Raw genomic sequence first — 20010 nt, 5'->3', positions numbered from 1 at the left:
TGGAGAATAGCGTTTCCGTATTCTGCATATGGAACCTATGGTCGTGTCATCGGCATCGCGGCTCTCACGAGTGGAGGACGCTCTTGACGACACGCCACGACCACTGGATCGACGGCCGCCCCGAGCCGCCGGCGAGCGGCACCTGGCTGGCGACGCTCGATCCGGCCACCGGGCTGCCCGGCGACGGGACAGCGGCGGGCGGCGCGGCCGACGTCGGGCATGCCGTCGCCGCGGCGGAACGGGCCCGGCTCGGCTGGGCCGCCCGCTCCCCCGCCGAGCGCGGAGCGATCCTGCACCGGGTCGCGGACGCGATCGACGCCGACGCGGGCACCCTGATGCGACTGGAGCGGGAGTGCACCGGGAAGGTCCCCGCGCAGCTGCGGCTTGAGACGGACATGTCGGCGGCCTACTTCCGCTACTACGCGGGGGTCGTGCGTGCCGCCGGGCACGGCACGGTCATCGAGCAGGGGGCGGGCGTCCACACGTACACGCGGTACGAGCCGTACGGTGTCGTCGGCGTGATCACCCCCTGGAACCTGCCCCTGAACCAGGCCTGCAGGGCCCTCGCCCCCGCCCTGGCGATGGGCAACGCGGTCGTCGCCAAGCCCTCTGAGTTCACCTCGCTCTCGACCGTGCACCTGGCCCGGCTGGCCACCCGCGCCGGGCTGCCGGACGGGGTGCTGAACGTCGTCACCGGTACGGGACCGGACGCGGGCGAGGCCCTGGCCGCCCATCCGGGCGTACGGCGCCTGGCCTTCACCGGGTCGGTGGCCACGGGCCGGTATCTCGCGGGGGTGGCGGGCGGCCGGCTGGTCCCGCTCACGCTGGAACTGGGCGGCAAGTCACCGCTGGTGGTGTTCGCCGACGCGGATCTCGACCGGGCGGTGGCCGTCGCGGTGACGGCGGTCGCGGCGAACTCCGGGCAGGTGTGCTCGGCCACCGCACGGCTGCTGGTCGAGGAGCCGGTGCACGATGAGGTGGTGGACCGGGTGGTCACGGCCGTGGAGAAGCTGCGCCCCGGCGTGGACTTCGGCCCGCTGATCACCGAGGCGCAGTACCACAGGGTGCTGGACTTCCTGGCGGACGCCCCGGTGCCGCCCGCGACCGGCGGCGGCCCGTACCCGCGGGGGCCCGAGGCGCGCGGCCTGTACATCCGGCCCACCGTGTACGCCCGGGTGGATCCGCACGCCCGCATCGCCCGCGAGGAGGTCTTCGGACCGGTCCTGGTCACGCTGCCCTTCCGGGACGAGGCGGAGGCGCTGGCCCTGGCCAACGACACGGACTACGGGCTGGTGGCGGCGGTGTGGAGCGGCGACCTGGCGCGCGGGCTGCGGCTCGCCGAGCGGATCGAGGCGGGCCAGGTGGCGGTGAACGGCGGCCCGCTCACGATCGAGACGCCGTTCGGTGGCTACCGGCACAGCGGCTACGGCCGGGAGAAGGGGCTGGCGGCACTGTACGAGTACGCGCAGCTCAAGACCGTCAGCGCGAGCCTGGGCTGACCACGGAGGGGATGGCTGATGTACGACGAGGGATGGCAGCGGGCCGCGCGGGCGGTGCGCCGTGAGGTGATCGGCGACGACGGCACGGCGGCGGCGGACACCCTGCCGGCCGGGTACCAGGACTTCGTCACGGCGACGGCCTGGGGGGTCTGGGCCCGCGGCGGACCGTTCAGCCGGCGCGACCGCAGTCTGCTGGTGCTGGCGATGACGGCCGCGACGGGCCGTATGGGTGCCTTCCGGATCCATCTGGAGGCGGCCCCGCGCGCCGGCGTCACCGACGCCGAGATCGACGAACTCCTCTTCCAGCTGACCGCCTACTGCGGCGCCCCGGCCGGGACCGAGGCCTCGGCGGTCCTGCGCGAGGTGCGCGCCGACCGGGAGGCGGTGTGAGCGGGCGCGGGGCGGTGGGCTTCATCGGACTGGGCAACATGGGCGGGGCGCTGGCCGCGAACCTGGTGCGCGGCGGCTTCGAGGTGGTGGCGTACGACGACGCCGGTCCGGCCCGCACTCCGGTGGGCGCCCGCTGGGCGCCGGACCCGGCCGAGGTCGCCCGGGACGCCGACACGGTGGTGCTCAGCCTGCCGGACGGAACGGTCTGCGGAAAGGTCGTCGCCGACCTCCTGGCCGCCCGGGACCGGCGGGTCACCCACGTCGTGGACACCTCCACGGTGGGGGTGGCGGCCGCCCGTCATCTGGCCGCCACCGGGCTGTCGTACGTCGACGCGCCCGTGTCGGGCGGAGTGGCGGGGGCACACAGACGCACCCTGATGGTCATGTACGCGGGCTCCGACGAGGCCTGCGCGCACGTCGAGCCGGTGCTCGCGGGGCTGAGCGACCGCAGGCGCCGGGTCGGCGACCGACCCGGGCAGGCGCAGGCGTTGAAGCTCGCCAACAACTTCCTGTCCGCGACCGCACTGGCGGCGGCCAGCGAGGCCATCGCCTTCGCGCGGGCCGCCGGACTGGACATGGGTGTGCTTCTGGAGGTGCTCAACGCGTCCAGCGGCCGCAGCGGGGCCACCCTCGACAAGTTCCCGCAGGAGGTGCTGACCGGCCGCTACGCCTCCGGGTTCAGCAACACGCTGATGGCGAAGGACGTACGGCTGTTTCTGCGTGAGGTGGACGAGTCGGGCGGCGCGGCGGCGCTCGCCGCCGTCACGGACGCGGTGTGGGAGGCATTCTCCACGGCCGAGCCGGGCGTCGACTTCACCCGTATCTATCCGTTCGTCAGCGGCAGTTGAGGCTGCGGCAGTTGAGGCTCCGGGGCGCTGTCGGTGCCGAGCAGTACGGACAGCGCCTCGCGCACGATCCGGGGGTAGCGCTCGGCGTCCTGGTCGACGAGCCACAGCTGGTGGACGCCTTCGATGAGGGCCAGGACGGCGGCCGCGGCGGTCCGCGGGTCCAGTCCGCTGGGCAGCCGCTCCCCGTATCGCTCGATCAGATGGGCGGTGAGGTGCTCCTGGAGGGACCGGCTGCGCTCCCGGACGTAGCCGCAGGCCGGTTCCTGGCCGGTGACCGCCTCGGCGAGGACCACGGTCTGCACGGTGGCCAGTGAGGGATGGTGCACCTCGAAGGCCACGGCCTCTGCGAAGTCGCCGGCCCAGTCCTCCCCGAGCCTGCGTCCCGCGAGGTGCTCACGGGCGAGCTCTTCGCGGAAGGCGAGAAGGTCGAGGAGCAGCCGCTTCTTGCTGGGGAAGTAGTGCAGCAAACCCTGCCGAGTGAGGCCTGCGCGCTCGGCCACCGCGTCGATCGAGGTGCCCTTGAACCCGCGTTCGGCGAAGACCTCCAGGGCCGCTTCCAGGATCTGCTGACGCCTCGCCGACACCACGTTGGGCCCCTTCCGCCGTTGGAGAGGTGCCCGCCCACACTATGTAGGCGCGCCTCGGCAGGGCGAGAGGGCGTACGGGATTGGCCTCATTTCCCCATCGCGGCCAGGGCGGCGAGCGCGGCCTCCCGGAGCGTTCCCGCTTCTCCGGCACCGGCCGTGTCCGCGATGCCGGCGAACAGGCGGACGTCCTTGGCGAGCAGTCCGCCCGCGTGGGCGGCGATGCGGTCGAGGGTGCCGCCCGCGTCGGCGACCCGCTCCAGCGCGAAGCTGGCCGCGCTGCCGCGGGGCAGGACCCGGGTGAGCGCGGCCCGGTCCAGGCCGAGGGCGGCACCCACGCCGAGCGCGTCGGCGGCGAGCCCCAACTGGGCGGTGAACAGCACGTTGTTGAGGATCTTGGCGAGCTGTCCGGAGCCGGTCGGGCCGAGGTGGACGACGGGGTCGCCGTACGTCTCGAACACCGGGCGGCAGTAGGCGAAGACCTGGGGGTCGCCGCCCGCCATGACGAGGAGGCTGCCTTGTTCGGCGGCCCGGCCGCCCCCGCTGACCGGCGCGTCGAGGAGAGAGACACCAGAGGTCCGGGCCAGCGCCTCCAGGCGGCGGCAGGTGTCGGGATGCACGGTGGAGTGGACGGCGATCACCCCGCCCCGGCGCAGCCCGGCGAGAACCCCGTCCGGGCCGGTGACCACCTGCTCGACGTCGGCGTCGTCGACCACGCACACGCACACCAGGTCGCTCGCGGCGGCCAGTTCGGCGGGCGAGCCGGCCGTCTTGGCGCCGCTGTCCGCGAACGGGGCGAGCGTGGCGGGCCTGCGGGCCCACAGGGTCGTCTCGTGTCCCGCCCCGGCGATCCGCCGGGCCATGGGCGCACCCTGGCTGCCCAGTCCGATGAAGCCCACACGCACGGGGCCCTCCTCACGTCAGGTCGTCTTCCGCGGACGCCAGAACACCGCCAGCAGACCGGCGGTGGCCACCACACCCACCGCGAGCACGACACCGGCGCCCGCCCAGCCGGTCACCGCGATGTCCGCCGCCGTGTCGAGCGCGTACTTTCCCGGTCCCCAGGCGCCGAGCGCGACCGTGAGCGTGCCGAGGACGAGGACGTACTCGTAGCCCTCCTTGAACACGAAAAAACCGTGCGGCCGGTGGGCGAGCAGTCCGGCGACCAGCATCACCGACAGCACGGCCGCGCAGGCGAGGGGGGTCAGCAGGCCCAGGGCGAGCAGGGCGCCCGCCCCGAGTTCGGTGAGGACGCTCAGCCAGGCCTGGAGCCGGGGCCGGGTCAGGCCGAGGCCGCCGAACCAGCGCGCGGTGCCGTCGATCCCGCCCGGGCCGCGCCAGTGGTTCCAGCCGTGTGCCGCCATGACCGCACCCAGCACGAGGCGTACGGCCAGCAGGGCGGTGTCCGAGGCCTCACCCATCCCGGTACCGCCGCTCGGTGGGCAGGGCCTGGACGCCGAGCGCGCACTCCTCCACGAAGGCGAGGACGTGCAGGTGGTAGGCGAGGGCGGTGCGGCCGACGCTGGTGTTGTGGCCGGCGCCCGCCTGCTCGTGCAGGACGACCCGGGGCGCCCCGGTGAACATCGAGGCGAGGTCGGCGAGTCCCTCGGGGCCGTTCGCCCATACCTGTTCGTACTCGGCGAGGGTGATGTGGACGGGCACCGGCACCTGCCCGGAGAGCCGGGCGAACTCCTCCTGCCAGTTCTCCCGGAGCCCTTCGTAGGCGGGCGAGGCGGAGCCGATGTGCCGGCCGCCGTGCACGTCGGGCGGGTAGGCGTGCGGTGGATCCCACAGCGCGCGGCGGAGGTTGGGCCGGGTGCGCGTGGGATCGCGCCGCCACTCCTCCATCGCCAGCACCGAACGGGGGTGGTGGACGCGGCCCATCCCGGCCAGCTCCACGCCGAGCAGGTCGGCGCCCCGCCGGTCGCTCGCCATGCGTACGGCGAGTTCGCAGCCCGCCGAGTGCGCCCACAGGAACACGCCGAGGCCACGCTCGCGGCCGTCAAGGAGTGCGGCCACGGCCTCGTAGGCGAAGTCGGTGCGCTGCTCGGGCGTGGCCATCCGGTCCTCGTGTCCGGCCGAACTGCCGTAGCCGGGGCGGTCCAGGGCCAGGACAGTGAAGCCCGCGGCGGCCGCGGTGCGCAGCAGGGAGAGGCGGGGGTGGCCGGGATGGTCGAAGTAGGCGGAGGTGGTGGCGCCGCCGTGCAGGGCCACGATCACGCCCTGCGGGCGGGGCGCCTCGGCGAGCAGCGCGGAGGCGGGCACTCCGTGCACGTCGGCCACCAGCCGCCGTACCGCGTGGGCGAGTTCGGGTTCGAGCGAGGTCATGCGACCGTCCTGGATGTCATCCGTCCGTCCTGAGCAGGAGTACGCCGCTGGGGGTGAGCCCGCCGCTGGAGACCACCGCGGTGCGCGCACCGGCGACCTGCCGGGCGTCGGCCTCGCCGCGCAGCTGGAGCACGGCCTCGTGCAGCAGGCCCATGCCGTGGGTGCGGCCGTGCGAGAGCTGGCCGCCGTGCGGGTTGAGGGGCAGTACCCCGTCGCGGGCGATGTTCTTGCCGCCGTCCAGGAAGTCCCGGGCCTCGCCGATGCCGCAGAAGCCGAGCGCCTCGATCCAGGACAGGCAGTTGAAGGTGAATCCGTCGTAGAGCAGGGCCACGTCCACGTCGGCGGGGCCGAGGTCGGTGCGGGTCCAGAGGTGGGCGGCCTGGCCGAGCACCTGGGGTTCATGGGTGAGGGTGGACTGGTCCCACTCGGGGCGTTCGAGGATCTGGGTGCCGACGGCCTCGAAGCGGACCGGGGGCTTGGGAAGGTCGGGAGCCGTCTCGGCGGCGGAGACTACGACGGCCGTCGCGGCGTCGCAGGGGACGTCGCAGTCGTACAGGCCGAAGGGGGTGGTGACGGCGCGTGCGGAGAGGTAGTCGTCCATGGTGAGCGGGTCGCGGTAGATCGCGTCCGGGTGGCGGGCGGCGTTCGCGCGCTGGTTGAGGGCGATCCAGCCGAGGGTCTCGCGGGTGGTGCCGTAGCGGTGCATGTGCCGCTGGGCGTTCATCGCGAGCATCGTCGCCGGGGAGACGGCACCGAAGGGCTTGAACCACCCTTCTGGGCCTGCCGGTTGGGCCGCGCGGATCCTGCCCTGCTTCAGCAGTTCGGCGTACGTCGACTCCCAGACCGTACGGAAGCACAGCACGTGCCGGGCCAGGCCGCCCGCGACCGCCAGCATCGCGGCGATCAGCGAGCCGCCGGGGCCGAAGGTCTCCCCCGCGCCGTTGTGCCAGCCCGGGCGGATGCCGAGCGCCGACTCCAGCGCGGTGATCCCGCCCTCGGCGAAGCCGCCGTAGGCACCGCCGCCCGGGTAGGTCGAGAGGCCGTCGATGTCGTCGAAGGTGAGTCCGGCGTCGGCGACGGCCTTCTCGCAGGCCTCCACGGTGAGTTCGAGGGGCGGGACCATGAGGCGGCGGCCGATCCGGGAGGCTCCGGCGCCGCTGATGACCGCGCGCTCCTCGAATCTGCGGGAGGCCGGTGCCGTACGGACGTGTTCCCGCATACGTTCGGGTGCGGGTTCGTCGGTGGGCAGCGGTGCGGGCGGGGGTTGCTCGGCGCACGGCCGGAACAGCGGCAGCCAGACGTCGTCGACCTGCTCGAACACCACCTCCATGCGCATACCGAGCCGCAGTTCCTCCGAGGTGCAGCCGACGACGTTGGTGGTCAGCCGGACCCTCGGGTCCTCCTCGATCGCCACCTGGGCGACGACGAACGGGGTGGGCAGGCCGGGGAACGGGAAGCGGTGGTTGACCGAGAAGCCGATGAGCGTGGCGAAGCCGGACACCTCGCGGAGGTCGCCGGTGCGGCCCCGGCAGTACCGGCAGACCGGCTGCGGCGGGTGGATCAGGGACGAACAGGAGCCGCACGAGCGGAAGCGGAGCCGTCCGTCGCGGCCGGACGTCCAGAAGAACTCGGTCTCCGGGACGGTCACGGGCCGGGGACGGACGGCTCCGGGCTTCTCGTCGGGCGTGCTCAACGGAGCTTCGCCTCCGCCTTGCGTACCGTCACCGGCTCCGCCAGCCCCTGCTCGTCGCAGGCGCGTTGGAGGGTCTCCAGGGTCTCCGCGAGGCCGGGGCCGAGCCGCCGGCCGGGGGTGAAGGTCGCCGGAAGATGGCGCATGCCCTGGATGACGCCGATGGTCTCGTAGTGGACCGTTCCCTCGGGATCGCAGACGAAGTCCGGGACGCGGTCGAGGACATGGAGCAGCATCCGCTTGAAGACCGCACGGGCCACGTTCGATCCGATGCAGCGGTGGATGCCCAGGCCGAAGGCGGTGTGCCGGTTGCCGCCGCGGGCCAGGTCGACGCGGTCGGGGTCGGCGAAGACCGCCGGGTCCCGGTTGGCCATCGCCCAGGACAGCCACAGCCGGTCGCCCTCCTTGAACTGCTTGCCCGAGATCTCGCAGTCCTCGGCGACCGTACGGCCGTCCCCGGGCGCCGGCGTGAAGTAGCGCAGGAACTCCTCGGTCGCCGTGTCGAGGAGGGCCTCGCGCTCACGGCTGAGGCGCTCCCGTTCCGCCGGGTGCTCGGAGAGCCACTCCAGGGCGTGCGCGGTCAGCGCGGTGGTGGTGTCGAAGCCGCCGCCGATGAGCAGGGCGAGGGCACCGATCAGGTCACTGTCCGCCGGGGCCTTGCCGTCGATCTCCATGCGGGCGAGGGCGTCGGCGAGACCCGGGCGCGGGGTCGCCCGGACCTCCTGGAGCGTGGCGGCGATGTCCTTGATCATCGCCATGTGGGCCTCCACCACCCGGGCCATCTCCGGGGAGTTGGGCGGGGTGTAGACGCCGGCGTGGGCGGGCTCGTTGTACAGCTCCCACTTCTTCAGCGGGATGCCCATCATGGCGAGGGTGAAGACGGCGGGGACGATGTTGGCGAGGTCGTCGACGAAGTCGATACGCCCGCTCTCGATCCGTTCGTCGAGGCAGGCGCGGGTCACCTCGTCGATGAACGGGATCCAGCGTTTGATCGCCGCCGGGGAGAGATAGGGGTTGAGGGCGCCCCGGTAGGCGCGCTGCTCGGGCGGGTCCATCTCCAGGAAGCCGCCGCGCAGGCCCCTGCCGCGCGGTGGCGCCGGGATGCTGATGCCCTGGTAGCCGCGGCGCTCGCCGTGCACGTCGTGGTCGTTGGAGAGCTTCTCGCCGGCGCGGGCGAAGGCGAGCAGCTCGCGGTTGCCGGCGGCCACCCAGTGGCCGCCGTAGGTGTCGGACCAGGCCAGCGGGCAACCGCCGTGGAACTCCTGGGTCTTCTCCTCGAAGTGATGCCGGTACTCGGGGGCGTGCCGGTCGAAGTGGACCCGGGGCTGCTTGCGGGCCTCGTCGCCCGTGTCGTCCGGTGCGGTCGTCATGGAGTCGGTTCCTCTCGGTCCGCCGGGTGCGGCTCAGAACACGCTGATGGCGCGTTCGGGGCAGGAGCGGACGGCCTCGACCACCGCGTCCTCCTGGTCGGCGGGGACGTCCTCGGTGACCGGTGAGGAATGCCCGTCGATCTCGCTGAGTTCGAAGACCTTCGGCGCCCGCATGGCGCACAGGGTGTGGCCCTGGCAGCGTTCGGGGTCGACGCGTACCTTCATGTGTCTCACCTCCGGTTTCATTTCAGGTCGGCCATCGACTTGCCGACGCTCGCGAGGGTGGCCGGCTTGCCGTAGTCGGCCTTGTACTTGTAGGTGGGGGCGTCGCAGCGGTAGGTGCCCGTGGTGGGCTTGAAGTCCGCGAGCTGCCAGCCCTTCGCGGTGGCCTCGACGATCGTGTAGCACTTCGAGGGGAGGTCCGACCTGCTCAGGTCGGCCGGTGCCTGGAGTCCGCCGCCGGTCCAGGCGGTCTGCTTGACCGCGTTGTCGTACACGCAGGTGCGGGTCAGCTCGGCGCAGTCCCGGGCGGAGGCGGCGAACAGCAGCCAGGCGGAGAAGGCACGCAGCACCGGGTAGGTGACCTGCTTGCCCGGCGCGTACTTCTTGAAGAGGTCGAGGACCTGCTGGGTGGCCGGGTTGTCGGTGGCGCTCTCCAGCGGTGCGGTGGCGAAGAGTTCGGCGTAGTTGTGCTGCTTGGCCAGGGCGGGGCCGGCGAGTTGCAGGAAGGCGGGACCGTAGGCGTTGCTGTTGGCGTCGATCCAGTCGGGCGTGTAGCCGATGTCGGTGAGCGCCTGCTCCAGTTTGGCGAGGCTCGCGAAGTCCCCGAGGAAGACGAGGCCCTTGACGCCCTTGTTCTTGATGGACTGGGCGTACGGGGTCCAGTCGGAGACGCCGGCCGCCGGGTAGAGGTCGTTGTAGGAAACCTTCCCGCCGAGGCCGCCGACGGCCTCCTTGAACTGGGCGGACATCACCTTGGTGACGGGGGAGTCGCCGGAGATGATGCCGACCTGCTGCGCGGAGTCGGGGTACTTGTCCTTCAGCAGCCAGGTGTAGTAGCCGGCGTACTGGAAGTAGCCGGGGGCGGCGCCGCCGGAGAGGACCTGGAGGTCGGAGCCGATGGCGCCGATCTGGCTGGACTGGGCGGGGAAGGCGGGCAGCAGGCACTTCAGGCGGTCCTGCACTCCGAGGGCGTCCAGCGCGGAGCCGCCGCCGACCAGCGCGAAATCGGACTTGCAGGCTTCCAGGACCGCTTGGCGGACCTGGGTGAGCGCGCTGTCCCGGGTGACGGCGACGATCTTGCGGCCGTTGATGCCGCCCGCGGCGTTGCACCAGGAGGTGAACACCTTGGCGGCGTCGGGGAACTCGGAGTTCTTGGTGTAGCCGATGTCGGACATCACGCCGACCTGGATGCTCGTGTCGCTGACGCCCTGGGCGGACGAGGACTTGGCGGTGCCGGGGCCGCAGACGTTCTTCAAGGTGCCGAAATCGGCCGATGCGGTGGACGCGCCCGCGGCGGGCGTCGCCGTCCCGGCGGCGGACTGCGTGCCGTCGTCGGATCTGGTCGAACAGCCGGCCAGCAGCACCGCGGTCACGGTGACCGCGCCGATCAGCAGCCTGCGCATGGTGCCTCCTCGAAGGGCTCGGACGCCGTCGTCCGAGGGAGGTGCGAAAGTGCGGGGTCAGGTGACCGCGCCGCTCGCCTTCAGGGCGAGGATGCGGTCCCAGTCGTAGCCGAGCTCGGCGAGGATCTCCTCGGTCTGCGCGGCGAACTCCGGTGCGGGGCCGAGGCGCGTGTCCTCGACGTCGAACTGGACGGGGCTGGCGACGAGTTCGAGGTCGCCGGCCCGCCCGAGGTAGCCGTTGGCGCGGGCCTGGGGGTCGGCGGCGGCCTGGAGGGTGTCCTGGACGGGGGCCCAGGGCCCGTCGAGGGCGGCGAACCGCTCGGACCATTCGGCGAGGGTGCCGCCCGCGATGATCTCCCGGAGGAGCTTCACCGCCTCCTCGGTGTGCTCGGCGATGGCCTCGCCGGTCGCGAACCGGGGGTCCTCGGCGAGGTCCGGCCGCCCCAGGCACTGGCAGACGCTCGGCCAGAACCTCGTCGGCTGGAGCATGACGAAGGAGATGTAGCGGTCGTCGGCCGTCCGGTAGAGCCCGGAGAGCGGGTTGCGGGGCGAACCGTGGGCGCTGGGCCGTACGCCTTCCCAGGCCCGCTCCAGATGCAGGGAGAGGCCGATGGCGTGGCCCAGCGCCCACAGGCCGCTGCCGAGCAGGGAGACGTCCACCACCGCCGCTTCCCCGGTGCGCTCGCGGCGCAGCAGGGCGGCGGCGATGCCGCCGGCCAGGTTGGTGCCCGAGATGGTGTCGCCGTAGGCCGGTCCGGGCGGGCTGATCAGGCCCTCGGTGCCGGGCGGGGTGATGCTGGCGGCGGTGCCGGCGCGGGCCCAGAAGGCGGTCATGTCGTAGCCGCCCCTGTCCGCCTCGGGGCCGCGCGGCCCGAGGGCGCTGCCCCGGGCGTACACGACGCGAGGGTTGACGGCGCGGATGTCGTCGACGTCGATGCCGAGGCGGGCCCGGGAGGCGGGCATGAAGCTGGTGAGGAACACGTCGGCGTCCTCGGCCAGTTCGTACAGCACCTCGCGGCCCTCGGGCCGGGAGATGTCGAGGCCGATGGACCGCTTGCCGCGGTTGGCGTGCGCGACGTTGGGGTTGGGGTCGCCGTCGACCCTGAAGGTGCCGGTCTGGCGCAGTCCGCGCTGCGGGTCGCCGTTCACGGCGTGTTCGACCTTGACGACGTCGGCGCCCCAGTCGGCGAGCACGGCCCCGGCCGAGGGCACGAAGCCGTACATCGCGACTTCGAGGACCCGGATGCCCTCCAGCGGCCTCACGTCTGCTCCAGGGGTACGACGACCCGGGCGAAGGACTTCTCCTCCAGGAACTCCTCGAATCCGGAACGCCCGCTCTCCCGGCCGACGCCGGACTGCTTGTAGCCGCCGAAGGGCACGTCGGGGGCGAAATAGTTGCCGCCGTTGATGGAGAAGGTGCCGGTGCGGATGCGGCGGGCGACGCGGATCGCGCGCTCGTCGTCGGCGCTGTGCACGGCGCCGGACAGGCCGTAGCGGGAGTTGTTGGCGATCCGGACCGCGTCCTCCTCGTCCTCGAAGGGGATCACGGCGAGGACGGGGCCGAAGACCTCCTCCTGGGCGATCTCGCTGTCCGGGTCGACGTTCGCCAGGAGGGTGGGTTCGTAGAAGTAGCCCGGCTCGATCCGGTTGCCGCCCCGCACGAGGGTCGCGCCCGCCGCCACGGCCCGCCGCACCATGCCGTCGACCTTGTCGCGCTGCTGCTCGCTGATCAGCGGGCCCATGGTGGTCTTGGGGTCGGTCGGGTCGCCGACGGTGACGCGTGCCATGCCCGCGGCGACCAACTGCACGATCCGGTCGTGGTGTTCGCGCGGGACGAGCAGCCGCGAGGTGAGGGCGCAGCCCTGGCCGGAGTGGGAGCAGATGGTGAACGCGGCGAACATGCCCGCCTTCACGAAGTCGGCGTCCTCCAGGATGATCATGGCTGACTTGCCGCCGAGTTCGAGGAAGACCCGCTTCACGGAGTCCGCGGCGGCGGCCATGATCCGGCGGCCGGTGGTGGTGGCGCCGGTGAAGGTGACCACGTCGACGTCGGGATGGGTGGTGAGCAGTTCGCCGACCTCGGGGCGGGCGGAGCTGAGCACGTTGATGACGCCGGGCGGTATGTCGGTGTGTTCGGCGATGAGTTCACCGAGCGCGAGGGTGGTGAGCGGGGTCTGCGGGGCGCCCTTGAGGACGACGGTGCAGCCCGCGGCGAGGGCGGGGGTGATCTTGGCGAGGGCCAGCTGGTTGGGGTAGTTGTACGGCAGGATCGCGGCGACGACGCCGGCCGCCTCCTTCTCCACCCAGCGGTGGTGGCGCTGGCCGCGCGACTCGATCTCGCCGAGGTCCGCGGTGAACTCGTAGCTCTCCAGCAGGTCGGCATAGAACTTCACGATGCCGATGGGCTCGTCCAGCTGCGGTCCGTGGGTGAGCTGGCGCGGGGCGCCGACCTCGGCGATGGTCAGTTCGCGCAGTTCCTCGCGGTGCTCGTCGAGCGCCTGGTGGAGCTGGCGCAGGCAGCGCACCCGCAGGTCCCGGTCCGTGGACCAGTCGGTGGTGTCGAACGCGCGGCGGGCGGCGGCGACGGCCGCCGCGGCGTTGGCGGTCGTGGCGTCGGGGGCGTGGCCGAGGAGCTCACCGGTGGCGGGGTTGTAGGTGGGGAACGTGGTGTCGGCGGTGAGGAGTTTGCCGTCGATCAGCTGGGACCTGCCGGCGGGCGCGCTCACAGCCGCACCAGCGATCCGCCGTCCACGGCGAGCACCTGGCCGGTGACCCAGGCCGCGTCCTCGGAGAGCAGGAAGACCAGCGCGCCCGCCTGGTCCGCGGGGGTCCCCATGCGCTTGAGGGGGAAGGACTGCACCATGGCCGTGCGGTGCGCCTCCGGGATGATGCTGCGGGTCGCCTCGGTGTCCGTCGGCCCGGGCGCGATGGCGTTGACCCGGATGCCCCGCGGGCCGAGTTCGGAGGCCAGCGACACGGTGAGGTGGTTGATGCCGGCCTTGGCGAGACCGTAGAAGCCGGTGGCCTGCCAGGCGGCGGTGGACGACTGGTTGACGATCGCCGCGCCCTCCTTCAGGTGCGGCAGCACGGCGCGGGTGACGTGCAGCGCGCCGAGCAGGTTCACCTTGAGGAACCGGTCCAGGTAGTCGTAGTCGACGGTGACGACGCCCTCGCGGCGCATCCCGTGGAAGATCGCCGCGTTGTTGACGAGGTGGTCGATCGTGCCGTACTCGGCCATCACGGTGGCGGCGAGCTGCTCGGCGGAGGCGGGGTCGGCGACGTCGACCGCGACGAAGAGCGCGTCGCCGATGTCCTTGGCGACGCGCCTGCCCTGCTCCTCGTTGAGGTCCGCCACCACGACCCGCGCGCCCTCGGCGGCCAGCGCCCGGGCGTATCCCTCACCGATGCCCTGGCCGGCCCCGGTGACGATCACCACCTTGTTCTTCAACCGCATCGCAGCCTCCATGCTCGGTTGGTCTGGAAACTACATTCTCATTTTCAGCGAATCAAGGATTCGAACACGAGAATCTGATGCTCTTGCACTTCCCGCTGCAACCGCCAGGAGAATAAGGTTCTCACCAACGAAAGGGGAGTTTCCATGATCGACTCGAAGGCCGTGAGCCCGTCGCTCGGCGTGGAGTTCACGGGCGTCACGGACCCGCTCGACGACACCTTCGTTCATCGCTGCGTCGAGGCGCTCAAATGGCGGGGCGTGCTCGTCGTGCGCGGGCTGCACCTCGACGACGGGCAGCAGCTGGCGTTCAGCCGCAGGCTCGGCGAGGTGGTCGCGCTGCGCGGCCAGGAGATCTTCCCCATCTCGATCAATCCGGCGAAGAGCGCGAGCGCCAAGTACCTGAAGGGGGCCTTCTTCTGGCACCTCGACGGCACCAGCGACGACGTGCCCGTCAAGGCGACCACGCTCACCGCCCGGCACGTGGCCACGGTCGGCGGCGGCACGGACTTCGCCAGCACCTACGCCGCGTACGAGAACCTGCCGGTCAAGGACCGCGAGCGCTACGAGAGCCTGCGGGTGGTGCACACCTTCGAGGCGGCGCAGCGGCTGGTGACCCCGGACCCCACCCCGGAGGAGCTGGCCGGCTGGCGCACCCAGCCGGCTCACGAGATGTCCCTGGTGTGGCGGCGCCGGGACGGCCGCCGCTCCCTCGTCGCCGGTGCCACCGCCGACCACGTAGTCGGCATGGACCCCGAGGAGAGCCGCGCCCTCCTCGACGACCTGCTCGACTGGACCACCCAGGACCGGTTCCGCTACACCCACGACTGGGAGGTCGGCGACCTGGTCGTGTGGGACAACACCGGGATCCTGCACCGGGCGCTGCCCTACGACGAGAGCTCCGAGCGGCTGCTGCACCGGACCACGGTCGTCGGCGACGAGGCGTTCGCATGAGCGGGACAGCGGACGTGGCCCGCACGGCGGTCGTCACCGGCGGCGCCTCCGGCATCGGTCAGGCCATCGTCCGCCGACTGACCGCCGACGGACTGAAGGTCGCCGTCCTCGACCTCACCCCCGGCACCGACGACTGCGCGTTCACCGTCGACGTCACCGACCGGGCCCAGGTCGACAAGGCGATGGACGCGGTGCGCGAGCGTCTCGGCCCGGTCTCCGTGCTGGTCAACGCGGCCGGCCGGGACGGCTTCACCCGCTTCGCCCAGCTCTCCTTCGCCGACTGGCAGCGCGTCGTGGACGTCAACCTCAACGGGGTGTTCCACTGCGTGCAGTCGGCACTGCCGGACATGTGGGAAGGCCGCTGGGGCCGGATCGTGAACATCTCCTCGTCCAGCGCGCACTCCGGGCAGCCGTTCATGGCGCACTACGTCGCCGCCAAATCCGCGGTGAACGGACTCACCAAGTCCCTGGCGCTGGAGCTGGGACCGCGCGGTATCACCGTCAACGCGATCCCGCCCGGCTTCATCGACACCCCGATGCTGCGCACGGCCGAGCGCAACCAGCGACTCGGCGGCACCATCGAGGAACACATCGCGCGCACCCCCGTACGCCGGGTCGGCCGGCCCGAGGACATCGCCGCGACCTGCTCCTTTCTGGTGAGCGAGGAGGCCGGCTACATCACGGGCCAGATCATCGGCGTGAACGGGGGCCGCAACACATGACGAGACTGTCGCCGATACCGTACGAGGAATGGGACGCCGAGGCCCTGCGCCCGCTCACGGGCGGCCGCACCGTCCCGCCCTCCAACGCCCTCGGCCTCCTGCTGAACCATCCCCGCCTGGCCAGGGCGTTCCTCACCTTCAGCACCCAACTGGTCTACCGCGGCACGCTGCCGGACAGGATGCGCGAGCTGACGGTCCTCCGGGTCGCCTGGCGCAACCACTGCCGGTACGAATGGGCCCATCACGTCCTGCTGGCCCGGGAGGCCGGCGTCACGGACGAGGAGGTGGAAGAGGTGCGCCGGGGCGCGGACACCCTGGTGAACAGGGCGGTGGACGAGCTCGACACCACCTCGTCGCTCTCCGACGGGCTCTACGCGGAACTGGCGAAGGAACTGGACGAGCGGCAGCTGATGGAGTTCGTGTTCGTCGTCGGCGCGTACCGCCTGCAGGCCATGGCCTACAACACCTTCGGTGTGGAGCCCGATGCGGGCATGGACGACGCGGGCATGGACAATGCGGGCATGGACGACGCGGGAATGGCCGGGGAAGGGTGAGCACGCAGCGTCCCCCGCGCCCGGACCGGCCCCTCCGGGTCGTCCAGTGGGCCACCGGAAACATCGGTACGCGCTCGCTGCGTGCCGTTCTCGACCATCCTCGTATGACGCTGGCCGGTGTGTTCGTCAGCGGTCCGGCCAAGGCCGGGCGCGACGCCGGCGAACTCTGCGGGACCGGCCCGACGGGAGTCGTCACCACCGCCGACCCCGACGAGATACTCCGGCTGCGTGCCGACTGCGTGCTCTACATGCCCCGGGCGACCGACCACGACGAACTGTGCGCCCTGCTGGCGTCCGGCGCGAACGTGGTGACCACGGCGGGCGGATTCCACCACCCGGCCGGCCTGGATCCCGCCCTGCGGAACAGAGTCGAGGAGGCCTGCCGGCGGGGCGGCACATCTCTGCACGCCACCGGCAGCAGTCCGGGCTTCATCACCGAGGCGGTACCGCTCGTCCTGGCCTCCGTGCAGCGGCATCTTGAGAAGCTGACCATCCACGAGTACGCCGATCTGTCCCGGCGGAACTCACCGGGACTGCTCTTCGACGTGATGGGCTTCGGCGAGGCACCGGCCGGTGCGTTCGACGAAGGCCGCCTGGCACACGTCCGGTCGGGTTTCGGCCCGTCCCTGCGGATGGTCGCCGACGCCCTGGGCCTGCCCCTCGAATCCGTCGAGGCCCGGGGCCGGATCGCCACCGCCGCCCGCACGACCGCCATCGCCGCCGGAGCCCTGCAAGCGGGGACGGTGGCCGCGCAGCGCATCACGCTCTCCGGTCGCCACGCCGGACGTACGCTGCTGGAGTTCAACGCGACCTGGTACTGCACCACGGACCTCGACGAGGCGTGGGACCTCCGTCCCACCGGCTGGCACCTGAAGGTCGATGGCGACACGCCCCTGGACGTCGACATGCGGTTCCCGGTACCGCTGGACCGGCTGGCCGCCGTGTCCCCCGGCTACACCGCACACCGCGCGGTCAACGCCGTACCCGCCGTGTGCACGGCCGCCCCCGGCATCCGCACGACGGCGGACCTCCCCCTGTTCACCGCGGACCTCAGCCCTGCTTGAGGCGATCCTTCATCTCGTCCAGCCGGGTCAGGATCGGGTAGCCGCCCACGCTGAGGGCGTTGCCGTGCCCGGTCTGGTGGATGTCGAAGACGGACTGGAGGGCGGCGTAGAAGCCCTGTACGTCGAGGGTCTGGTTCACCGCGCGCTTGGCCTGTCGCAGGCCGAAGGGCGGCATCTGCGCGATCCGCTTCGCCAACTCGTCGGTCGCGGAGCCGAGTTCGGCCAGCGGGACGACCTTGTTGACCATGCCGACCTGTTCGGCCTCCTGCGCGGTCAGCGCCCGGCCGGTGAAGAGGATCTCCTTGGCCTTGCGGGGCCCCAGCTCCCAGGTGTGGCCGTGGTACTCGACCCCGCCGATGCCCATGTGGACGACCGGGTCGGAGAACTCCGCGTTCTCGGCGGCCACGATCAGGTCGCACGGCCAGCACAGCATCAGCCCGGCGGCGATGCACTTGCCCTGGACGGCCGCGATGGTGGGCTTCGGGATGTTGCGCCACTTCAGCGAGTATTCGAGGTACCGGCGGGTCTCGGCGTCGTAGATCCACTCCAGGGTGATCTCGCCGGGCCCGGGCCAGCGGTCCTTGAGGTCGTGACCGGCGGAGAAGTGCCGGCCGTTCGCCTTGAGCACGACCACCCGCACCGTCTCGTCCCGGGCCGCGCGGGTCCAGGCGGCGTCGAGGTCGTCGAGGAGGGCCATGGTCTGGGCGTTGGCGGCCTCGGGCCGGTTGAGGGTGATCGTCGCGATGCCGTCCTCGGCGTCGTACAGGATCTGGTCCATGGCGGGTGTCCTCTATCGCGGCAGGCCGAGGATGCGCTCGGCGACGATGTTGCGCTGGATCTCGCTGGTGCCGCCCGCGATGGTGCCGGCGAAACTGCGCGCGTACCGCTCGAACCAGCTGGAGATGAACGCCTCGTTGTTCATGTGGTGGTACGGCCCGGTACCGGCGGGATGCGGCAGTCCGTCGGCGCCGTGGGCCTCCAGGGCGTGCAGGGAGGCGGACTGGACGGCCTCGGAGCCGAGCAGCTTGAGCACGGACAGCTCGGCGGGGTCCCGGTCCGGGCCGAGTTGCCGGTAGCCGAGCAGCCGCAGCGCCTGGAGGTCCATGAGGAGGGTGGCGTACCACTCCTGGCCCGCGCCGACGTCGGCGGCGTCCTGCACCAGGTCCTCCAGGCGTTCGGCGAACGACAGCCACAGCAGGGTGCGTTCGTGCCCCAGGGAGCCGTTGGCCACCCGCCAGCCCTCGTTCAGCGGCCCGACGAGGTTCTCGCGGGCCACCCGGACGTCCGTGAAGAACACCTCGTTGAAGTCGAGGTCGTCCGCGGCGGCGATCGAGCCGAAGGGACGCCGTACGACGCCCTCGGTGGCCGTGGGGATCAGCAGGGCGCTGATGCCCTTGTGCTTGGGGGCGTCGGGGTCCGTGCGGACGAAGGTGAGCAGGACGTCGGCGTCGTGGGCGCCGGAGGTCCAGATCTTCTGGCCGTTGACGGTGAAGGTGTCGCCGTCCAGCACCGCCCGGGTGCGCAGGGAAGCAAGGTCGGAGCCGGCCTCGGGCTCGCTCATGCCGAGCGCGGCGGTGATCTCGGCGCGCAGGATCGGCACGGCCCAGCGGCGCTTCTGCTCCTCGGTGCCGAAGGTGATCAGGGATGCGGCGATGATGCCGAGGCCCTGCGGGTTGAAGCTGTGGTAGATCCGGCGGCGGGCCAACTCCTCCAGATACGCCAGCTGTTGCGGCAGAGTGGCCCCGCGTCCCCCGAACTCCGGTCGCTGGCCTGGCAGCAGCCAGCCCGCGTCGAACAGGGTGCGCTGCCAGCGGCGCGCCCAGTCGGGCACGTGGGCGCTGGAGCGGGAGCGGTCCCGCGCCTCGCCCTCGGCGGGCAGGTTGGCGTCCAGGAAGGCGGAGAACTCGGCGCGGAAGTCGGCCACTTCGGGATCGTCGGCGAGTCTCATGAGGCCAGCAGAGCCTTCCTGTGCGCGGACGCGGTGCCGAGGAGCAGGTCGCAGGCCTGGGCCCGCTTCAGGTGGTACTGGAGTTCGTTCTCCCACGTGAAGCCCATGGCTCCGAAGAGCTGCAGCCCGTGCCGGAAGACCAGGCGCTGGCACTCCCCGGCCGCGGCCTTGGCCATGTGGGCGGCCCGGGTGCGCCGGGGGTCGTCCTCGGCGATGGTCAGGGCGGAGAAGTGGGTGAGGGCTCGGGCGCGCTCGATCGCCACGTGCATGTCGGCGGCCTTGTGCTTGACGGCCTGGAAGGAGCCGAGCGGGCGGCCGAACTGCACCCGCCGCTTCACGTGGTCCAGGGTCAGGTCGAGGATCCGGCGGCAGGCGCCGACCGCGGTGGCGGCGAGACCGGTCAACGCCAGGTCGGGCACACCCTCGGCGAGGGCACCGGCCTCGACGGCCTCGACCTGGGCCAGGTGCAGGTTCGGGTCGAGCACGGGGATCCGCCGCACCGCCAGTTCGGCTCCTGGTACGACGACCACCCCGTCCGGCGTGAGCAGGGCGACCTCGTCGGCGCGGTCGGCGTCCAGGACGTACCGCCCGGTGCCGTCGAAGACCGCCGTGCCGCTGCCTTCGGGGAGGCGGCCGGTCAGCGGGGCGAACCAGGTGGCCGTGGCCAGGAACGGGGTCGGGTCGGCGGCGTAGCCCAACTCCTCCAGGATGAGGGCGAGTTCGAGCGGGGGCGCCTCCAGCCAGCCGAGCCGCCGGTAGGTGCTCCACTGCTGGTCCTCGGGTCGGCCGCGGACCTTGGCGACCGTCTCGCGCACCGTGCGCCGCAGCAGCTGTTGGTCCTCGTCGAGTTCGAACTCCACGCCCGCCTCCGCCCTGTCCGTACCGGTGGCCGCACGCCGGGCGCGAGCCCGCGTCGGGCGAGAATAGCATTCTTGCTACGCGAAAGTAATGCTCTTGTTTCTTACAGAGGGCGATTCGGTAGG

21 protein-coding genes are annotated in these 20010 nt (G+C 72.0%); 7 read left to right on the top strand and 14 right to left on the bottom strand.

Going from position 1 to position 20010, the window contains the following annotated elements; all coding sequences use genetic code 11:
• Window positions 1–83: 83 nt before the first annotated feature.
• From SSP29_RS34585 to SSP29_RS34575, 3 genes are read left to right on the top strand one after another with little or no spacing between them, the layout of a single operon-like run.
• On the top strand, window positions 84–1499 hold the full coding sequence (locus tag SSP29_RS34585; RefSeq protein ID WP_089104836.1) for an aldehyde dehydrogenase family protein: 1416 nt from the start codon (window positions 84–86) through the stop codon (window positions 1497–1499).
• An 18-nt stretch (window positions 1500–1517) separates the two neighbouring features.
• A complete protein-coding gene (locus SSP29_RS34580; RefSeq protein WP_089104835.1) occupies window positions 1518–1889 on the top strand; it encodes a carboxymuconolactone decarboxylase family protein in 372 nt (123 codons plus the stop codon).
• Window positions 1886–2737 carry an NAD(P)-dependent oxidoreductase gene (locus tag SSP29_RS34575; protein WP_089104834.1) on the top strand — a complete coding sequence of 284 codons (852 nt, stop codon included), beginning with the start codon at window positions 1886–1888 and terminating at the stop codon, window positions 2735–2737. The genes SSP29_RS34580 and SSP29_RS34575 overlap by 4 nt, the downstream gene beginning before the upstream one ends.
• Here SSP29_RS34575 and SSP29_RS34570 read toward each other — a convergent pair.
• The 11 genes from SSP29_RS34570 to SSP29_RS34520 form a co-directional block, all read right to left on the bottom strand.
• Entirely contained in the window at window positions 2713–3324 is a 612-nt protein-coding gene (locus tag SSP29_RS34570) for a TetR/AcrR family transcriptional regulator (RefSeq protein ID WP_089104833.1), read from the bottom strand. The two genes, SSP29_RS34575 and SSP29_RS34570, sit on opposite strands and share 25 nt — an antisense overlap.
• 86 nt (window positions 3325–3410) lie before the next feature.
• The gene (locus tag SSP29_RS34565; protein WP_089104832.1) at window positions 3411–4226 is read right to left on the bottom strand and encodes an NAD(P)-dependent oxidoreductase; all 816 of its coding nucleotides are present in this window, start codon (window positions 4224–4226) and stop codon (window positions 3411–3413) included.
• A 15-nt stretch (window positions 4227–4241) separates the two neighbouring features.
• Window positions 4242–4742, bottom strand: a complete 501-nt coding sequence (locus SSP29_RS34560) for a DoxX family protein (protein WP_089104831.1) — start codon at window positions 4740–4742, stop codon at window positions 4242–4244.
• Window positions 4735–5649 (bottom strand): alpha/beta hydrolase, encoded by a 915-nt coding sequence (locus SSP29_RS34555; RefSeq protein ID WP_089104830.1) that lies wholly within the window; start codon window positions 5647–5649, stop codon window positions 4735–4737. The genes SSP29_RS34560 and SSP29_RS34555 overlap by 8 nt, the downstream gene beginning before the upstream one ends.
• A 16-nt stretch (window positions 5650–5665) precedes the next feature.
• Entirely contained in the window at window positions 5666–7342 is a 1677-nt protein-coding gene (locus SSP29_RS34550; protein WP_089104829.1) for a thiolase C-terminal domain-containing protein, read from the bottom strand.
• Window positions 7339–8709 (bottom strand): cytochrome P450, encoded by a 1371-nt coding sequence (locus SSP29_RS34545; protein ID WP_089104828.1) that lies wholly within the window; start codon window positions 8707–8709, stop codon window positions 7339–7341. The genes SSP29_RS34550 and SSP29_RS34545 overlap by 4 nt, the downstream gene beginning before the upstream one ends.
• Before the next feature lie 33 nt (window positions 8710–8742).
• Window positions 8743–8934, bottom strand: coding sequence for a ferredoxin (locus SSP29_RS34540; protein ID WP_089104827.1), 192 nt, complete (start codon window positions 8932–8934; stop codon window positions 8743–8745).
• A 17-nt stretch (window positions 8935–8951) separates the two neighbouring features.
• On the bottom strand, window positions 8952–10334 hold the full coding sequence (locus SSP29_RS34535; protein ID WP_089104826.1) for an ABC transporter substrate-binding protein: 1383 nt from the start codon (window positions 10332–10334) through the stop codon (window positions 8952–8954).
• Between the two features lie 57 nt (window positions 10335–10391).
• Complete coding sequence (locus tag SSP29_RS34530) at window positions 10392–11597, bottom strand: CaiB/BaiF CoA transferase family protein (protein ID WP_089104825.1); 1206 nt, start codon at window positions 11595–11597, stop codon at window positions 10392–10394.
• Window positions 11594–13060, bottom strand: coding sequence for an aldehyde dehydrogenase family protein (locus tag SSP29_RS34525; protein WP_245883384.1), 1467 nt, complete (start codon window positions 13058–13060; stop codon window positions 11594–11596). The genes SSP29_RS34530 and SSP29_RS34525 overlap by 4 nt, the downstream gene beginning before the upstream one ends.
• Complete coding sequence (locus SSP29_RS34520; RefSeq protein WP_089104824.1) at window positions 13057–13788, bottom strand: SDR family oxidoreductase; 732 nt, start codon at window positions 13786–13788, stop codon at window positions 13057–13059. The genes SSP29_RS34525 and SSP29_RS34520 overlap by 4 nt, the downstream gene beginning before the upstream one ends.
• Before the next feature lie 144 nt (window positions 13789–13932).
• Between SSP29_RS34520 and SSP29_RS34515 the strand changes: the two genes are divergently transcribed.
• The 4 genes from SSP29_RS34515 to SSP29_RS34500 are packed head-to-tail and all read left to right on the top strand — an operon-like array spanning window position 13933 to window position 17079.
• Window positions 13933–14739 (top strand): TauD/TfdA dioxygenase family protein, encoded by an 807-nt coding sequence (locus tag SSP29_RS34515; RefSeq protein WP_089104823.1) that lies wholly within the window; start codon window positions 13933–13935, stop codon window positions 14737–14739.
• A complete protein-coding gene (locus SSP29_RS34510) occupies window positions 14736–15461 on the top strand; it encodes an SDR family oxidoreductase (RefSeq protein WP_089104822.1) in 726 nt (241 codons plus the stop codon). The genes SSP29_RS34515 and SSP29_RS34510 overlap by 4 nt, the downstream gene beginning before the upstream one ends.
• The gene (locus tag SSP29_RS34505) at window positions 15458–16015 is read left to right on the top strand and encodes a carboxymuconolactone decarboxylase family protein (protein ID WP_089104821.1); all 558 of its coding nucleotides are present in this window, start codon (window positions 15458–15460) and stop codon (window positions 16013–16015) included. The genes SSP29_RS34510 and SSP29_RS34505 overlap by 4 nt, the downstream gene beginning before the upstream one ends.
• Entirely contained in the window at window positions 16012–17079 is a 1068-nt protein-coding gene (locus tag SSP29_RS34500) for an NAD(P)H-dependent amine dehydrogenase family protein (RefSeq protein WP_089104820.1), read from the top strand. Before SSP29_RS34505 ends, SSP29_RS34500 begins: the two co-directional genes overlap by 4 nt.
• On the opposite strand, the gene SSP29_RS34495 is transcribed toward SSP29_RS34500, so the two are convergent.
• Genes SSP29_RS34495 through SSP29_RS34485 form a run of 3 tightly spaced genes read right to left on the bottom strand, consistent with a single transcriptional unit; the run spans window position 17066 to window position 19887 of the window.
• The gene (locus SSP29_RS34495; RefSeq protein ID WP_089104819.1) at window positions 17066–17857 is read right to left on the bottom strand and encodes an enoyl-CoA hydratase; all 792 of its coding nucleotides are present in this window, start codon (window positions 17855–17857) and stop codon (window positions 17066–17068) included. The two genes, SSP29_RS34500 and SSP29_RS34495, sit on opposite strands and share 14 nt — an antisense overlap.
• A gap of 12 nt (window positions 17858–17869) precedes the next feature.
• A complete protein-coding gene (locus SSP29_RS34490; protein ID WP_089104818.1) occupies window positions 17870–19027 on the bottom strand; it encodes an acyl-CoA dehydrogenase family protein in 1158 nt (385 codons plus the stop codon).
• Complete coding sequence (locus SSP29_RS34485) at window positions 19024–19887, bottom strand: acyl-CoA dehydrogenase family protein (RefSeq protein WP_089104817.1); 864 nt, start codon at window positions 19885–19887, stop codon at window positions 19024–19026. The genes SSP29_RS34490 and SSP29_RS34485 overlap by 4 nt, the downstream gene beginning before the upstream one ends.
• Window positions 19888–20010: the final 123 nt, after the last annotated feature.

Origin of the sequence: Streptomyces hyaluromycini, from assembly GCF_002217755.1 — a bacterium.
Taxonomy (GTDB): domain Bacteria; phylum Actinomycetota; class Actinomycetes; order Streptomycetales; family Streptomycetaceae; genus Streptomyces; species Streptomyces hyaluromycini.
Note: the sequence above shows the minus strand (reverse complement) of the source record. Positions and strands in the feature narration are given on the sequence as shown.

What these genes read in the sequence shown, in the direction of transcription:
- SSP29_RS34515 (WP_089104823.1), top strand. Translation starts at nt 13,933, where the DNA reads ATGATCGACTCGAAGGCCGTGAGCCCGTCGCTCGGCGTGGAGTTCACG.
- SSP29_RS34555 (WP_089104830.1), bottom strand. Translation starts at nt 5,649, where the DNA reads ATGACCTCGCTCGAACCCGAACTCGCCCACGCGGTACGGCGGCTGGTG.
- SSP29_RS34535 (WP_089104826.1), bottom strand. Translation starts at nt 10,334, where the DNA reads ATGCGCAGGCTGCTGATCGGCGCGGTCACCGTGACCGCGGTGCTGCTG.
- SSP29_RS34560 (WP_089104831.1), bottom strand. Translation starts at nt 4,742, where the DNA reads ATGGGTGAGGCCTCGGACACCGCCCTGCTGGCCGTACGCCTCGTGCTG.
- SSP29_RS34495 (WP_089104819.1), bottom strand. Translation starts at nt 17,857, where the DNA reads ATGGACCAGATCCTGTACGACGCCGAGGACGGCATCGCGACGATCACC.
- SSP29_RS34545 (WP_089104828.1), bottom strand. Translation starts at nt 8,709, where the DNA reads ATGACGACCGCACCGGACGACACGGGCGACGAGGCCCGCAAGCAGCCC.
- SSP29_RS34490 (WP_089104818.1), bottom strand. Translation starts at nt 19,027, where the DNA reads ATGAGACTCGCCGACGATCCCGAAGTGGCCGACTTCCGCGCCGAGTTC.
- SSP29_RS34540 (WP_089104827.1), bottom strand. Translation starts at nt 8,934, where the DNA reads ATGAAGGTACGCGTCGACCCCGAACGCTGCCAGGGCCACACCCTGTGC.
- SSP29_RS34505 (WP_089104821.1), top strand. Translation starts at nt 15,458, where the DNA reads ATGACGAGACTGTCGCCGATACCGTACGAGGAATGGGACGCCGAGGCC.
- SSP29_RS34520 (WP_089104824.1), bottom strand. Translation starts at nt 13,788, where the DNA reads ATGCGGTTGAAGAACAAGGTGGTGATCGTCACCGGGGCCGGCCAGGGC.
- SSP29_RS34580 (WP_089104835.1), top strand. Translation starts at nt 1,518, where the DNA reads ATGTACGACGAGGGATGGCAGCGGGCCGCGCGGGCGGTGCGCCGTGAG.
- SSP29_RS34510 (WP_089104822.1), top strand. Translation starts at nt 14,736, where the DNA reads ATGAGCGGGACAGCGGACGTGGCCCGCACGGCGGTCGTCACCGGCGGC.